This window comes from Micromonospora sp. CNZ297 (assembly GCF_007827625.1).
Genome location: NZ_VISU01000003.1, coordinates 1 through 14,656, shown reverse-complemented (window position 1 = coordinate 14,656; position 14,656 = coordinate 1). Strand labels below are relative to the sequence as shown.

Genomic DNA, 14,656 nt, shown 5'->3' with positions numbered 1-14,656 from the left:
TCAGGTGACGGTGAGACCGCGGGCGGCGAACTGGCCGCGTACCCGGGTCAGCAGGCCGGCATCGGGCGGCTCGGTGTCCGCCAGCGGGAACGTCAGGCCCAGCTCGGCGTACTTGTGGGCGCCGAGCCGGTGGAACGGCAGCACCTCGACGCGCTGCACCGTCGCCAGCCCGGCGGCCACGTCGGCCACCCGCTCCACCTCGTCGACCGCGTCGGTCAGCCCGGGCACCAGCACGTACCGGATCCAGATGGGCGTACCCCGGTCGGCCAGCCGTTGCGCGAACCGCAGCGTCGGCGCGAGCCGGCCGGTGCCGGTGACCCGGCGGTACGTCTGCGGGTTGCCCGCCTTCACGTCGAGCAGCACCAGGTCGGTGGCGTCCAGCAGCGCGTCGTCGGCGCGGACGCCGAGGAAGCCGGACGTGTCGAGCGCGGTGTGCAGGCCGAGGTCGTCGTGGCAGCGGCGTAGCAGTTCCCGGGTGAACGCCGGTTGCAGCAGCGGCTCCCCGCCGCTGACAGTGACGCCACCGCCCGCCACCTGGATGAACCGGCGGTACCGGGTGGCGAGCGTGACCATCTCGTCCACGGTGCGGCGGCGGCCGCTGCGGCCGTACCAGGTGTCCGGGCTGTGGCAGTAGCGGCAGCGCAGCGGGCAGCCGGCCAGGAAGACCACGAACCGGGTGCCCGGCCCGTCCACCCCGACCGAGGTGTCCCACGAGTGCACCGCGCCGGTGACGGCACCCGGTGCCGCCGCAGTGACCTGCGGCGGCGCGGGCAGGCGGCCGTTCACAGCGACCCGTGGAAGGTCCGCGACACCACGTCGCGCTGCTGCTCCGGCGTGAGCCGGACGAAGTTCACCGCGTACCCGGACACCCGGACGGTGAGCTGCGGGTACCGCTCCGGGTGCGCCATCGCGTCCAGCAGCGTGGCCCGGTCCAGCACGTTGACGTTGAGGTGGAACCCGCCGGCGTCCGCGTAGCCGTCGAGCACACCGGCCAGGTTCGCGATCCGCTCGTCGCGGGTGTGACCCAGGCCGTCCGGCGTCACGGTGCCGGTGAGCGAGATGCCGTCGCGGGCCGCGTCGTACGGCAGCTTCGCCACCGACAGCGCCGAGGCGACCAGACCGTGCGTGTCCCGCCCGTTCATCGGGTTCGCCCCCGGCGCGAACGGCTCACCGGCGCGCCGGCCGTCCGGCGTGTTGCCGGTGTGCTTGCCGTACACCACGTTCGAGGTGATGGTGAGCACCGACATGGTCAGCTCCGCGTCGCGGTACGTGCGCTGCCGGCGCAGCTTCTCCGCGAACGTCTCGACCAGCCACACCGCGATCTCGTCGGCCCGGTCGTCGTCGTTGCCGTACGTCGGGAACTCGCCCTCGACGGCGAAGTCGACGGCCAGGCCGGTGGCGTCGCGCAGCACCTTCACCCGGCCGTACCGGATGGCCGACAGGCTGTCCACGGCGACCGACAGGCCGGCGATGCCGGTGGCCATGAACCGGCGCACCGGGTGGTCGTGCAGCGCCATCTCCAGCCGCTCGTACGCGTACCTGTCGTGCTGGTGGTGGATCACGTTCAGCGCGTCCACGTACGTCTGCGCCAGCCAGTCCAGTGTCCGGTCGTACGCGGCCAGCACCTCGTCGTAGTCGAGCGTCTCGCCGCCGACCGGCGCGGCCGGCGGGGCCACCTGCGTGCCGGTCAGCTCGTCCCGGCCGCCGTTGATCGCGTACAGCAGCGCCTTCGCCAGGTTCGCCCGGGCGCCGAAGAACTGCATGTCCCGGCCGACCCGCATGGCCGACACGCAGCAGGCGATCGCGGTGTCGTCGTCGTACGCCGGGCGGATCAGCTCGTCGTTCTCGTACTGGATGGCGCTGGTGTCCAGCGACACCTGGGCGCAGAACCGCTTGAAGCCCTCGGGCAGCCGCGGCGACCAGAGCACAGTCAGGTTCGGCTCGGGCGCCGGGCCGAGGTTGTAGAGCGTCTGGAGGTAGCGGAACGCGGTGCGGGTGACCAGCGGCCGGCCGTCCGCGCCCATCCCGCCGAGCGACTCGGTGACCCAGGTCGGGTCGCCGGAGAACAGCTGGTCGTACTCGGGGGTGCGCAGGAAGCGGATGATCCGCAGCTTGATCACGAAGTCGTCGATCAGCTCCTGCGCGCCGCTCTCGTCGAGCCGCCCCTCGGCGATGTCCCGCCGCAGGTACGCGTCGACGAACCCGGCGGTGCGGCCGAGCGACATCGCGGCGCCGTTCTGCTCCTTCGTGGCGGCCAGGTAGGCGAAGTACAGCCACTGGATCGCCTGCGCGCCGGTGGCGGCCGGGCGGGAGATGTCGAAGCCGTACGAGGCGGCCATCTCCTTCAGCTCACCGAGCGCGCGGATCTGCTCGGCCAGTTCCTCCCGGTCGCGGATCACGTCGTCGGTGCTGCGCCGGTCGTCCAGCGCCGCCTTGAGCGCGCGGCGCTCCTCGACCAGCCGGTCCACGCCGTACAGCGCCACCCGGCGGTAGTCGCCGATGATCCGCCCGCGCCCGTACGCGTCGGGCAGCCCGGTGATCACGTGCGAGCGCCGCGCGGCCAGCACGTCCTGCGGGTACGCGTCGAAGACCGCGTCGTTGTGCGTGCGGCGGTACCGGGTGAAGATCTCGTGCACCCGCGGGTCCGGTTCGCGTCCGTACGCCCGCAGCGCCGTCTCCACCATCCGCAGCCCGCCGGCCGGCATGATCGCCCGCCGCAGCGGCGCGTCGGTCTGCAACCCGACGATCAGCTCCCGCTCCCGGTCGATGTAGCCCGGTGCGTGCGAGGTGATGGTCGACGGGGTGGCCGCGTCGACGTCGTACACGCCGCGCCGCCGCTCCTCGCCGAACATCTCCCGCAGCCGGTCCCACACCGCGAGCGTGCGCGGCGTCGGCCCGGTGAGGAACGACGCGTCCCCGGTGTACGGCTCGTGGTTGTGGCGGACGAAGTCGGCCACGTCGACTGTCTCCTGCCACGCTCCGGCGTGGAATCCGCGCCAGGGGGCCAGGGGTTCGGTGGCGGTCATGTCGGTCCCTCTCCGGGCGTCGGCGGTGGCCCGGTCCCCGCCGGGTGCGGGGACCGGGGACGGGGGTCAGGGCTGGAGCACGAGCCGGGCGGCGACCCGGCCGGCGAGGACGTCGTCCACCGCGTCGTTGATGTCGTCCAGCTTGCGGGTCTCGTAGACGACCCGGGTACGGCCGGCGGCGTGCAGCGCGAAGACCTCGGCCAGGTCCGCGCGGGTGCCGACGATCGAGCCGAGCACCGTGATGCCCTTGAGCACCGTCTCGAAGACGGGCAGGGTGATCGCGTTGTCGGCGGGCAGCGACACCAGCACCAGCCGGCCGCCGCGGCGCAGCGAGCGGTGCGCCTGCTCGATCACGCGAGGGCTCGCGGCCAGCACGATCGCCACGTCCACGCCGCCCAGCGCGGTGATCCGCTCGACCGGGTCGGTGGTGGCGGCGTCGACGGTGTGCGCGGCGCCGAGCGAGGTGGCCAGCTCCAGCTTCTCGGCGGTCACGTCCACCGCGATCGTCTCGGCGCCGAAGATCTGGGCGTACTGCTGGGCGAGGTGACCCAGGCCGCCGATGCCGAAGATCGCGACCCGCTCGCCCGGCCGCACCCCGGCGACCTTGACGGCCTTGTACGTGGTGACGCCCGCGCAGGTCAGCGGCGCGGCCTCGAACGGGTCCACGCCGTCGGGCAACCGCACCGCGTACCGGGCGGCGGCGACCGCGTACTCGGCGTGCGCGCCGTCGATGCTGTAGCCGGTGTTGCGCTGCGACTCGCACAGCGTCTCCCAGCCGGTCACGCAGTACTTGCAGGTGCCGCAGGCCCAGCCGAGCCAGGCCAGGGCGACGCGGTCGCCGACGGCGTGCTCGGTGACGCCGGGGCCGACCTGCTCGACCAGGCCGACGCCCTCGTGACCGGGGACGAACGGCGGGGTGGGCTTCACCGGCCACTCGCCGCGGGCGGCGTGGATGTCGGTGTGGCAGAGTCCGCTGGCTTCGATGCGGACCAGGATCTCGCCCGGCCCGACCTCCGGCACGGGACGCTCGGTGATCTCCATCGGACGGTCGAACGCGGTGACGACACTGGCGCGCATCGGGGGCCTCCCTCTCTCGTTCTCCCCCTCAGCGTCGTCCACCCGGGAGCGTCCGGGCAGGGGCGCAGGACCGCGGTGACCCGGGACCAACGGCCCTCCTCGCGGGCGCGCGGGGGAACGGCGGTACGGCCGCCGGTGACGTACCGGCGGCCGTACCCCTGGGGTGGTCAGCGGTCGACGACCAGGCGGCGGGCCCGCAGCAGGCGCGCCCACCAGGGCCTGTGGTCCGGGCGCAGCCGCGGCGCCGGCACGCCGCGCAGGCTGACCCATCCGCCCGGACCCATGGTGACGGTGCCGACCGACGGCGGGCGGCGCCGCGACCACACCGCCACGGCGGCGGTGAGCGCGGCCACCGCGAACGCGCCGGTGGCGGCGGCGACCAACTGGTCGGGTTCGACCACGCGCCGGTAGCGGACCCGGCCGCCGGCCGCGACGAAGACGCCGACCGGGCGGCCGTCGCGGTTCACCGGCACCAGCGCGGCGTCCCCGGGCAGGTCCAGCACCGGGCCGACCGGCCCGGCCGGGGCGGGGGCGGGAGTCGCGGCCTGCGGCGGCGCGGGCCGGGGGAGCGGCGTGACAGCCGGTCCGGTCGGGTTGAAGATGGCGGTCATGGTGCTGCCCTCCTAGCGGGAGTCGGACTTCTCGGTTCGGGCCTCGACGGCGGCCCGGCCGGCGGCCAGCCGCGCCACCGGCACCCGGTACGGCGAGCAGGAGACGTAGTCGAGCCCGGCGTCGGCGAAGAACCTGATCGATTCCGGGTCGCCGCCGTGCTCACCGCAGACGCCGACGGTCAGGTCCGGCCGGGCCGCCCGCCCCTCGGCGACGGCGAGGCGGACCAGCCGGCCCACGCCGGTGGCGTCGATGCTCTCGAACGGCGACACCGGGAAGATCCCCCGCTCCAGGTACGTGGAGAAGAACGCGCCCTCCACGTCGTCCCGGGAGAACGCCCAGGTCATCTGCGTCAGGTCGTTGGTGCCGAAGGAGAAGAAGTGCGCCTCGGCGGCGATGTCCCCGGCGGTCAGCGCCGCCCGGGGCGTCTCGATCATGGTGCCGACCGGGATGTCCGGTGCGTCAGGCACCTCGGCCAGCACCCGCCGTGCCTCGTCCGCCACCGCGGCGAGTTCCCGCACGTCACCGACGAGCGGCACCATGATCTCCGGGCGCGGGTCACCGCCGGCCCGGACCCGCTGCGCGGCCGCCTCGGCCAGCGCCCGCACCTGCATCGCGAACAGGCCCGGCACCACCAGCCCGAGCCGTACGCCCCGCAGCCCCAGCATCGGGTTCGTCTCGTGCATGCGCCGCACCGCCGCCAGCAGCACGCCGTCGTGGCCCGGTTCCTCGCCGCGCGCCTGCGCGCCCGCCACCCGGGCGGTCAGCTCGGCGAGCGGAGGCAGGAACTCGTGCAGCGGCGGGTCGAGCAGCCGTACGGTCACCGGCAGCCCGTCCATCGCGGTGAGCAGTCCGACGAAGTCGGCCCGCTGCAACGGCAGCAGCTCGTCCAGCGCGGCGCCGACCTCGGCCGGGCCGTCGGCCAGGATCAGCCGCTCGACCAGTTCCCGGCGCTCGCCGAGGAACATGTGCTCGGTGCGGCACAGCCCGATCCCGGCGGCGCCCAGCTCGCGGGCCCGGCGGGCGTCGTCCGGGGTGTCCGCGTTGGCGCGGACGCCGAGCGTGCGGACCGCGTCGGCGTGGCCGAGCAGCCGGTGCACGGCGGCGATCAGCGGGTCGGCCTCCGGCCGCAGCTCACCGGTCAGGTACCGGGCCACCGGCGACGGCTGCACCGGCACCTCGCCGAGCCAGATCCGCCCGCTGGTGCCGTCGATCGAGATCACGTCGCCGGCGCGCACCACCTGCTCGCCCACCGTGAACTCACCGCGTTCGGCGTCGATGCCCAGCGCCTCGGCGCCGCACACGCAGGTCCGGCCCATGCCCCGGGCCACCACCGCGGCGTGCGAGGTCTTCCCGCCGCGCGAGGTGAGCACCCCGGTCGCGGCGATCATGCCGGGCAGGTCGTCCGGGTTGGTCTCCGGCCGGACCAGGATCACCGGTCCGTCGGCCGCCGCCGCGGCGGCCGAGTCGAAGACCACCCGCCCGACCGCGGCGCCGGGCGAGGCGCCGACGCCGACCGCGAGCGGCTCGGGCGCGCCGGCGGCGTCGAAGGCCGGGAACATCAGCTGGGCGAGCTGCGCCCCGCTGACCCGGGTGAGCGCCTCGTCGGCCGTGATCAGGCCCTCCTCGGCCAGTTGCGCGGCGATCACGAACGCCGCCGCCGCGGTGCGCTTGCCGACCCGGGTCTGGAGCATCCACAGCCGGCCGCGCTCGATGGTGAACTCGACGTCGCACAGGTCGCGGTAGTGCCGCTCCAGCGTCGCCATGATCTCCCGCAGCCGGTGGAAGCTCGCCGGGTCCAGCCGCTCCAGCTCGGTCAGCGGCACCGTGTTGCGGATGCCCGCCACCACGTCCTCGCCCTGCGCGTCGGTCAGGTAGTCGCCGTACACGCCGGGGGCGCCGGTGGCCGGGTCGCGGGTGAAGGCCACACCGGTGCCCGAGTCCGGGCCGAGGTTGCCGAACACCATCGCCATCACGTTGACGGCGGTGCCCAGGTCGTCCGGGATGCGCTCCTGCCGCCGGTAGATCCGGGCCCGCTCCGAGTGCCAGGACTCGAACACCGCGCGCACGGCCAGGAACAGCTGCTCGTGCGGGGCCTGCGGGAAATCGTGCCCGACGTGCCGGGTGAAGATCTTCTTGTACGTCTCGACCAGGTCGCGCAACTGGTCGGCGCCCGGCCCGCCCGGCCCGGCGGTGGCCCGCAGCGCGGCCAGCTCGTGCTCGAACTCCTCGGCCGGGATGCCGTGCACGGTCCGGCCGAACATCTGGATCAGCCGCCGGTACGAGTCCCAGGCGAACCGCTCGTCGCCGGTGCGGGCGGCCAGCCCGGCCACGGTGGTGTCGTTGAGCCCGATGTCGAGGATCGTCTCCATCATCCCCGGCATCGAGTACCGCCCGCCGGAGCGCACCGCCAGCAGCAGCGGGTCACGTGGGTCGCCCAGCCACCGGTCCAGCCGCGCCTCGACCTCCCGCAGATGCGCGTTGATCTCCTCGTACAGGCCGTCCGGCGGCGCACCGGTGGCCAGGTACGCCCGGCACGCGTCGGTGGTGACTGTGAACCCGGGCGGCACCGGCAACCCGAGCCGGGTCATCTCGGCGAGGTTCGCGCCCTTGCCGCCGAGCAGGTCGGCCCGGCTGCGGTCACCCTCGATGAAGTCGTAGACGTACTTCGACATGGTCCGGCCTCCTCGGCTGAGTCGTTCCACCTCCTTGGTAGCCGGGCCGGGCGGCGGCGCGGCAGGGCCGGACGGGACACACACCGGGCCGGAGGTCCCGAGAGTGTCGGGGGGTGCCCGTATCGTTCCGGCCGTGACCAACGAGGTGCTGCTCCGCCCGGTGCGCGACGACGACCTGCCCGCCTTCTTCGCCCACGAGCAGGACCCGCAGGCGAACTGGATGGCCGCGTTCGGCCCGAAGGACCCGTCCGACCGGGCCGCGTTCGACGCGCACTGGGCGCGCATCCGCGCCGACGAGCGGATCGTGAACCGCGCCGTCGTCGTCGGCGGCCGGCTGGTCGGGCGGGTGGCCGCGTTCCCGGTCGGCGAGCAGACCGAGGTCAGCTACTGGATCGACGCGGCGCACTGGGGGCGCGGCCACGCCACCGCCGCGCTGCGCGCGCTGCTGCGCGAGGTGCCGCACCGGCCGCTGCACGCTCGCGCCGCGAAGGACAACGCCGCCTCGCTCGCGGTGCTGCGCAAGTGCGGCTTCGTCGTGATCGGCGAGGACTCCGGGTACGCCCCGTCGCGCGGCACCGAGGTCGAGGAGTACGTCCTGGAGCTGCCCGCCGAGGGGTCTGACCAGGCAGACCGCTAGTCTCCCCGGGTGAACTGGCTGGAACTCGTCGGCTGGGCCGGCTCCGCGCTGCTGGTCTGGTCCCTGCTGCAGACCCGGATCCTGCGGCTGCGCGCGCTCAACCTGGTCGGCTGCCTCATCCTGATCGGCTACAACACCGCCGTGCAGGTCTGGCCGATGGTCGGGCTGAACGTGGTGCTCGCCGTGATCAACGTCTGGTACCTGCGCAAGCTGCTGGCGACCCGGCACGACGAGCAGACCTACCAGGTGGTCGAGGTGGGCACCGGCGACGCGTTCCTGGCGCACACGCTGCGGGTGCACGCCGCCGACATCGCCCGGTTCAACCCGGGCTTCCGCTGGGATCCGGCCGCCGCCGACCGCTCGGCGTTCCTCGTGGTACGCGCCGACGAGGTGGTCGGCGTGATGCTCTCGCACGCCGAACCGGGCGGGGTGGCCCAGATCGACCTGGACTACGTGACACCGCCGTTCCGCGACTTCACGCCGGGGGAGTTCGTCTACCGGCGCAGCCGGCTGTTCACCGACCGGGGCTTCCGCCGGGTGGTCAGCCCGCCCGGCATGATCGCCCCCTACTACCACCGGCTCGGGTTCCGCCCCGAGGGCGGCGCGTACGTGCTCGACCTGCCGGTCCCCGCCACGAGCGGGTGAACTCGGCACCCGCCGCCCGACGCTCAGTGATCACACAGGATTCAGGCGCGGGCCCGCGGGGCAACAGAGGGCCACGCCGACCGGATCTACCGGCCGGCGAGTCGGCCATCGGCCGACCCGGATCGGGCCGAGGGAGATAACCGGTCGTGCAGAGCTACTGGAGCCAGCTTGCCCTGGTCGGTGTGCTGGTGATCCTCAACGCGGTGTTCGCCGGCAGCGAGATGGCCCTGGTCTCCCTGCGCGACAGCCAGGTGCAGCGGCTGGAGCGCAGCAGCCGCGGCGGACGGACCCTTGCCCGTCTCGCGAAGGACCCGAACCGGTTCCTGGCCACGATCCAGATCGGCATCACACTCGCCGGGTTCCTGGCCTCCGCCGCCGCCGCGGTGTCCCTGGCCCGGCCGCTCGTCCCGCTGCTGGGCGTCTTCGGCAACGCCGCCGAGACCGTCGCCATCGTCGCGGTCACCCTGGTGCTCACGTTCGTCACGCTCGTCTTCGGTGAGCTGGCCCCGAAGCGCATCGCCATGCAGTCGGCCGAGCGGTGGGCGCTGCTGGTGGCCCGTCCGCTGGACGTGCTGTCCAGCATCACCCGGCCCGCCGTCTGGCTGCTGGGCGCGACCACCGACCTGGTGGTACGCCTGTTCGGCCTGGACCCGAAGGCCGAGCCGGACGAGATCGGCCCGGACGAGCTGCGCGACATCGTGGCCGGCAACCACGGCTTCACCAAGGAACAGCGCACGATCATCGCCGGCGCGGTGGAGATCGCCGACCGGCAGTTGCGGGCGGTGCTCGTACCCCGGTTGCAGGTCTTCACGCTCGACAGCGGCACCACCGCGGAGGCCGCGCGGCTCGTCCTGGCGGCGACCGGCCACTCCCGGGCGCCGGTGGTCCGCCACGGCGGCCTGGACGAGGCGGTGGGCGTGATCCACCTGCGGGACCTGGTCGGCGTCTCCGACGACCGGCCGGTCGACGAGATCGCCCGACCGCCGATGCTGCTGCCCGACTCGCTGCCCGTGGTCGACGCGCTGCGCCAGTTCAAGGCCGAGCGCCAGCACATCGCGCTCGTGGTCGACGAGCGCGGCGCGGTCGACGGGATCGTGACGCTGGAGGACATCCTGGAGGAGATCGTCGGCGAGATCTACGACGAGACCGACCGGGACCTGCGCGCCGTGCGCACCGAGGCCGACGGCACGCTGGTGCTGCCCGGCACGTTCCCGGTGCACGACCTGACCGACCTCGGCGTGGAGCTGCCGAACCGGCCGGCGGGCGACTACACCACTGTCGCCGGGCTGGTGCTGATCTGCCTCGGGCACATCCCGACGGTGGCGGGGGAGCAGGTGACCGTGGACGGCTGGGAGCTGTCGGTGGCCGGCGTCGACCAGCGGGCCATCACCGAGGTGCACGTCCGCCGCCGCGGCCGCCACGACGGCTCCCCGGACGGCGACACCACCGACGGCGCCGCCGGCCCGGCCGACGCCCCCGAACTCGACGAGGCACGCCGCTGACCGGCCCCGGCCGGTCCCCCGGCGCCCGGCTCAGCGGTGCCCGGCCGGCGGGCCGAACGGGAAGCCGGGCACCGGCGGAAGCAGCTGCACCGCGTCGGCGGGCAGCTGGCGGGTGCTCCGCCCGACCAACCGGGCGATCACCCGCAGCAGCCACGGCCCGGACGGGTGCAGCTCGGGGCCGATCAGCCGGCTGATCACCCGGGTCCACCAGTGCCCGGCGACGATCACGTCGGTGATCCGCAGCCGGTCCGGCGGCCACCCGCCGCGCACCACCACGTCCACCACCCGGCCCAGCCGCCGCCCGTGCAGGTCGTACGCGGTGCGGCCGAGCAGCTCACCCGCTCGCACGACCGGACCCCGGAATGCGCTCGATCAGGTGCCGGCGCAGCCACGCCTCCACCGGTGACGGCGGCAGGTCCGTCGCCGGGCAGCGCAGCCGCACCGCACTGTCCACCCGGGCGACCTGGGACAGCGGTACGCGCAACGGCGGCACCGGCGGGTCGTCGGTGAACCGGTCCGCCACCGCCACCAGCAGCCGCCCGACCCGCCCGCCGATCCGCTCGCCGAGCGCGCCCTGCCCGGTGAGCAGGCTGTCCACGTACGGGTAGCCCTCGTCGTCGACAGCGAACGCGATGTCGTCGACGCGCCCGACCAGCAACCCGTCCACGTCGACGATCTGCCGGTCGAGCAGCCGCCTGGCGAGCTGAACCCTCATGGCCCCATCCCCGTCATGATCGCCAGTGGGATCGCCGCCACCGAGGCCGCGACGATGAGCAGCAGGAACACCGCGCCGAGCAGGTTCAGCCACCGCCCGTTGACCCGGTCGCCGAGATACCCGCGGTCGTTGGCCACGACCAGGATCGGCAGGTACGTCAGCGGCAGCACCACCGCGCTCAGCACCAGCATGTACTCGGTCAGCCGCACCGGGTCCACAGTCGTCATCAGCATCACCACACCGAGCAGCAGACCGACGAGCAGCACGCTGTGGAACCGGGCCGCCTCCCGGGGGCGGACCCGCTTGCCCCACTGCCACCCGAAGTACTGCGCCGCCGCGTACGCCGCCGACAGCCCGGTCTCCAGCGCCGCGCCGAACGTCACCGCGAAGAACGCCAGCACCGCGGCGGCCAGGCCGGCGCCGCCGAGCGCCGTCGCCACCGGCCGCGCCACCTCGTCGAGCGCGCCCAACGACGCCTCGGACGGGTGGTAGGCCACCGTCGCCACGGCGACCAGCGACAACGCCAGGAACCCGCCCACCGGGAAACCGATCAGCACGTTCGAGCGGGCCTGCGCCAGGTCCGCCGCGCCCCACCGCTCCTCGACGCCGCCGGAGGAGAAGAAGAACACCTCGTACGGACTCACAGTCGAGGCGAACAACGCCACAGCCACGAACCAGTACAGCGGCCAGCCGTGCCCGGACGCGCTGACCTGCCACACGCCCTGCCCGAGTGCCGGCCAGTCGGTCGGCAGCGCCACCAGCGCGACAGCGAACACCAGCAGGGTCAGCCCGGCCAGGCCGAAGATCCGCTCCATCAGCTCGAACCGCAGCCGCCACAGCACCAGCCAGACGGCCAGCGCCGCGAGCGGCACCCAGAACAGGTGGCTCAGCCGGGTCGCCAGTTGCAGCGCCAGCGCCACCCCGCCCAGCTCCGCAGCGAGCGTGACCACAGTGACCAGCCACGACGCGACCAGGTTGAGCAGCGCCACGCGCGGCCCGAGACGCTCCCGGACCAGGTCGAACACCGCCCGTCCGCTCACCGCCGCGATCCGGCCGGCCATTTCCGCGTACGCGCAGATGCCGACCACCCCGACCAGCAGCACCCAGGTGTGGGCCATGCCGAACAGCGCGCCGGCCTGACTGGCCGCCACCAGGTCACCGATGTCGACGAAGCCGCCGACCGCCGACAGCACGCCGAGCGTGGCGGCGAACAGCTTCCTCACGTCGGATCGGGAGCGGATGTCCTCACCGAGGCGACGATATCGGCGTCAGTGCCCCTTTTCGGGCTGAATCGGCGAGCCCGCGGATGTCAGGCGGCGGTGAGGTTCTGCAGCCGTACCTGACCGCGCGCCACCAGCCGGCTGTCGGCGTCGGTGATCTCCACGAGCCAGAGCTGCTGGCTGCGGCCCCGGTGCACCGGCGTGCCGACAGCCGTCAGCTCGCCGTCCCGCACCGCGCGCAGGAAGTCGGTCTGGTTCGACACCCCGACCACGTTGCCCTTGTCGCCCAGCCAGAGTGCGCCGCCGATGCTCGCCGCCGTCTCCACCACCGAGCAGTAGACGCCGCCGTGCTGGATCCCGTACGGCTGGTGCAGCTCCGGGCGCACCTTCCAGCGGATCACCACCCGGTCCCCGCTGACCTCGTCGAACGTCAGGCCCAGCAGGGCCACGAAGCCACCGGTCATGTTCGGCATGTCCACCGCGGTTCCTCCTCGCGTTCGACGGCGCCGCCAGCCTAGTCGGCCGCACCTCGGCAAACCCGGTACGGGCCGGGCCCGGTGATGGGGGAGAATCGGTGACCGTGACCGACAGCAACCTCCCGCAGGGGCGGGACTCCCTGACCGACGACCTGCTGTGGCGGGGCCTGATCCAGGACTCGACCGGCCTCGACGAACTGCGCGAGCTGCTCGACGGCGGGAGCACCACCTTCTACGTGGGCTTCGACCCCACCGCGCCGAGCCTGCACATCGGCAACCTGATGCAGGTCGTCATGGCCCGCCGGCTCCAGCAGGCCGGGCACCGTCCGCTGCTGCTCGTCGGTGGCGCCACCGGGCAGATCGGCGACCCGAAGGAGAGCGCGGAGCGGACGCTGAACCCGCCCGAGGTGATCGCCGGCTGGGTGGAGCGCATCCGCGAGCAGCTCTCGCCGTTCGTCACGTACTCCGGGGAGAACGCGGCCCAACTGGTCAACAACCTGGACTGGACCGGCGAGATGTCGGTGGTGGAGTTCCTCCGGGACGTCGGCAAGCACTTCCCGGTGAACAAGATGCTCGCCCGCGAGGTGGTCAAGGCGCGGCTGGAGACGGGCATCAGCTACACCGAGTTCAGCTACCAGCTCCTCCAGGCCAACGACTACTTCGAGCTGCACCGCCGGCACGGCTGCCGGCTCCAGTACGGCGGCTCCGACCAGTGGGGCAACATCACCGCCGGGGTGGACTACATCCGGCGGCGCGGCGCCGGGCCGGTGGAGGCGTTCACCACGCCGCTGGTCACCAAGGCCGACGGCACCAAGTTCGGCAAGAGCGAGACCGGCACGATCTGGCTCGACCCGCAGATGACCAGCCCGTACGCGTTCTACCAGTTCTGGGTCAACGCCGACGACCGGGACGTCAGCCGCTACCTGCGGTACTTCAGCTTCCGCTCCCGTGAGGAGCTGGAGGAACTTGAGAAGGCCACAGCGGAACGCCCGCAGGCGCGCCTGGCCCAGCGGGCGCTCGCCGAGGAGCTGACCACGCTCGTGCACGGCGAGCGGGAGATGGCCCAGGCGGTCGCCGCGAGCCAGGCGCTGTTCGGGCGCGGCTCGCTCGACGAGCTGGCCCCGGAGACGCTGCGCGCCGCGCTGACCGAGGCCGGCCTGGTGCACCTCGACGAGCTGCCGGACGTGGCCGGCCTGCTCAAGGAGTCGGGCCTGGTGCCGAGCATGAAGGAGGCACGGCGGGTCATCGCCGAGGGCGGCGCGTACGTCAACAACACGCGTATCTCCGAGGTGGACGCCACCGTGTCGGCGGACGACCTGCTGCACGGCCGCTACCTCGTACTGCGCCGGGGCAAGCGCTCGTTCGCGGGCGTCGAGCTGCGCGGATAGCCGCCTGTCGACTGTGTGACGCGGGACGCGCCCAGCGGATTTGACGATCACTCCGCTGGGCGCGTAACTTTCTCTCTGCCAGCGCGGAACGGACGAAACAGGGCGAAAGACCTGGAAGGCCGGAGCGCAGGACCTGAGAACCGGGTGGTGCCCCGGATTCGCCGGGAGGCGGATTTGGCGAGGCGGAACCGACCGGGTAAGGTTCTCGGCCGGTAGGGAAACGGACGGGCCAGCGGGAAAACCGCGGGCGGCCGGCCTACCGAATTCCTCGGAACGACCGACGGAAGTCGGTTGAATCGGGGTGCCCGGTAAAAGGTGACGCACGACAAACTGGTTGACACCGGTTTGACACGGCAGAAACCACCGGGTAACGTAGTAAAAGTGCCCGGCGCGAGAGCGGCGGGTGGTTGAACGAAATGCCCCGGCTGGGGGTTCCGCGGTTGTGGGGCCTGGTGGTTGGTGTGTGGTTGTTCTTTGAGAACTCAACAGGGTGCTTGTAAAGCCAGTGCCAATTGTTTTATACCCCGTACTGGTCAGGCCTTTTGGTTTGGCTGGTTGGGATTCCTTTGGCAACACTTTTGTTGCCAGGTTATGCTGTTCGACAAGTTTTTGTTGGAGAGTTTGATCCTGGCTCAGGACGAACGCTGGCGGCGTGCTTAACACATGCAAGTCGAGCGGAAAGGCCC

General features: G+C 72.9%; 13 protein-coding genes and 1 rRNA gene. 5 read left to right on the top strand and 9 right to left on the bottom strand.

Going from position 1 to position 14,656, the window contains the following annotated elements; all coding sequences use genetic code 11:
- The 5 genes from pflA to ppdK form a co-directional block, all read right to left on the bottom strand.
- Positions 1-786, bottom strand: a complete 786-nt coding sequence (pflA, locus tag FB454_RS06325) for a pyruvate formate-lyase-activating protein (RefSeq protein ID WP_145822643.1) — start codon at positions 784-786, stop codon at positions 1-3.
- The gene (gene pflB / locus FB454_RS06320; RefSeq protein WP_123109675.1) at positions 783-3,026 is read right to left on the bottom strand and encodes a formate C-acetyltransferase; all 2,244 of its coding nucleotides are present in this window, start codon (positions 3,024-3,026) and stop codon (positions 783-785) included. Before pflB ends, pflA begins: the two co-directional genes overlap by 4 nt.
- Before the next feature lie 66 nt (positions 3,027-3,092).
- Positions 3,093-4,103, bottom strand: a complete 1,011-nt coding sequence (gene adhP / locus FB454_RS06315; RefSeq protein ID WP_145822642.1) for an alcohol dehydrogenase AdhP — start codon at positions 4,101-4,103, stop codon at positions 3,093-3,095.
- A gap of 167 nt (positions 4,104-4,270) precedes the next feature.
- A complete protein-coding gene (locus FB454_RS06310) occupies positions 4,271-4,714 on the bottom strand; it encodes a hypothetical protein (RefSeq protein WP_145822641.1) in 444 nt (147 codons plus the stop codon).
- Between the two features lie 12 nt (positions 4,715-4,726).
- Positions 4,727-7,387 carry a pyruvate, phosphate dikinase gene (gene ppdK, locus FB454_RS06305; RefSeq protein ID WP_145822640.1) on the bottom strand — a complete coding sequence of 887 codons (2,661 nt, stop codon included), beginning with the start codon at positions 7,385-7,387 and terminating at the stop codon, positions 4,727-4,729.
- Between the two features lie 133 nt (positions 7,388-7,520).
- On the opposite strand from ppdK, the gene FB454_RS06300 reads away from it, so the two are divergent.
- From FB454_RS06300 to FB454_RS06290, 3 genes are all read left to right on the top strand, one after another.
- Positions 7,521-8,024, top strand: coding sequence for a GNAT family N-acetyltransferase (locus FB454_RS06300; protein WP_030271092.1), 504 nt, complete (start codon positions 7,521-7,523; stop codon positions 8,022-8,024).
- A gap of 9 nt (positions 8,025-8,033) precedes the next feature.
- The gene (locus tag FB454_RS06295; protein ID WP_013285567.1) at positions 8,034-8,669 is read left to right on the top strand and encodes a hypothetical protein; all 636 of its coding nucleotides are present in this window, start codon (positions 8,034-8,036) and stop codon (positions 8,667-8,669) included.
- A gap of 146 nt (positions 8,670-8,815) precedes the next feature.
- Complete coding sequence (locus tag FB454_RS06290) at positions 8,816-10,171, top strand: hemolysin family protein (RefSeq protein WP_013285568.1); 1,356 nt, start codon at positions 8,816-8,818, stop codon at positions 10,169-10,171.
- Between the two features lie 30 nt (positions 10,172-10,201).
- On the opposite strand, the gene FB454_RS06285 is transcribed toward FB454_RS06290, so the two are convergent.
- The 4 genes from FB454_RS06285 to FB454_RS06270 form a co-directional block, all read right to left on the bottom strand.
- Entirely contained in the window at positions 10,202-10,519 is a 318-nt protein-coding gene (locus FB454_RS06285) for a hypothetical protein (protein ID WP_013285569.1), read from the bottom strand.
- Complete coding sequence (locus FB454_RS06280) at positions 10,506-10,886, bottom strand: hypothetical protein (protein WP_013285570.1); 381 nt, start codon at positions 10,884-10,886, stop codon at positions 10,506-10,508. The genes FB454_RS06285 and FB454_RS06280 overlap by 14 nt, the downstream gene beginning before the upstream one ends.
- Complete coding sequence (locus FB454_RS06275) at positions 10,883-12,109, bottom strand: divalent metal cation transporter (protein ID WP_145822639.1); 1,227 nt, start codon at positions 12,107-12,109, stop codon at positions 10,883-10,885. The genes FB454_RS06280 and FB454_RS06275 overlap by 4 nt, the downstream gene beginning before the upstream one ends.
- A gap of 86 nt (positions 12,110-12,195) precedes the next feature.
- Entirely contained in the window at positions 12,196-12,585 is a 390-nt protein-coding gene (locus FB454_RS06270; RefSeq protein ID WP_013285572.1) for a PaaI family thioesterase, read from the bottom strand.
- Positions 12,586-12,686: 101 nt separating this feature from the next.
- On the opposite strand from FB454_RS06270, the gene tyrS reads away from it, so the two are divergent.
- On the top strand, positions 12,687-13,970 hold the full coding sequence (gene tyrS, locus FB454_RS06265) for a tyrosine--tRNA ligase (protein WP_030271096.1): 1,284 nt from the start codon (positions 12,687-12,689) through the stop codon (positions 13,968-13,970).
- Between the two features lie 609 nt (positions 13,971-14,579).
- Positions 14,580-14,656 (top strand): 16S ribosomal RNA (locus tag FB454_RS06260); the annotation flags it as partial.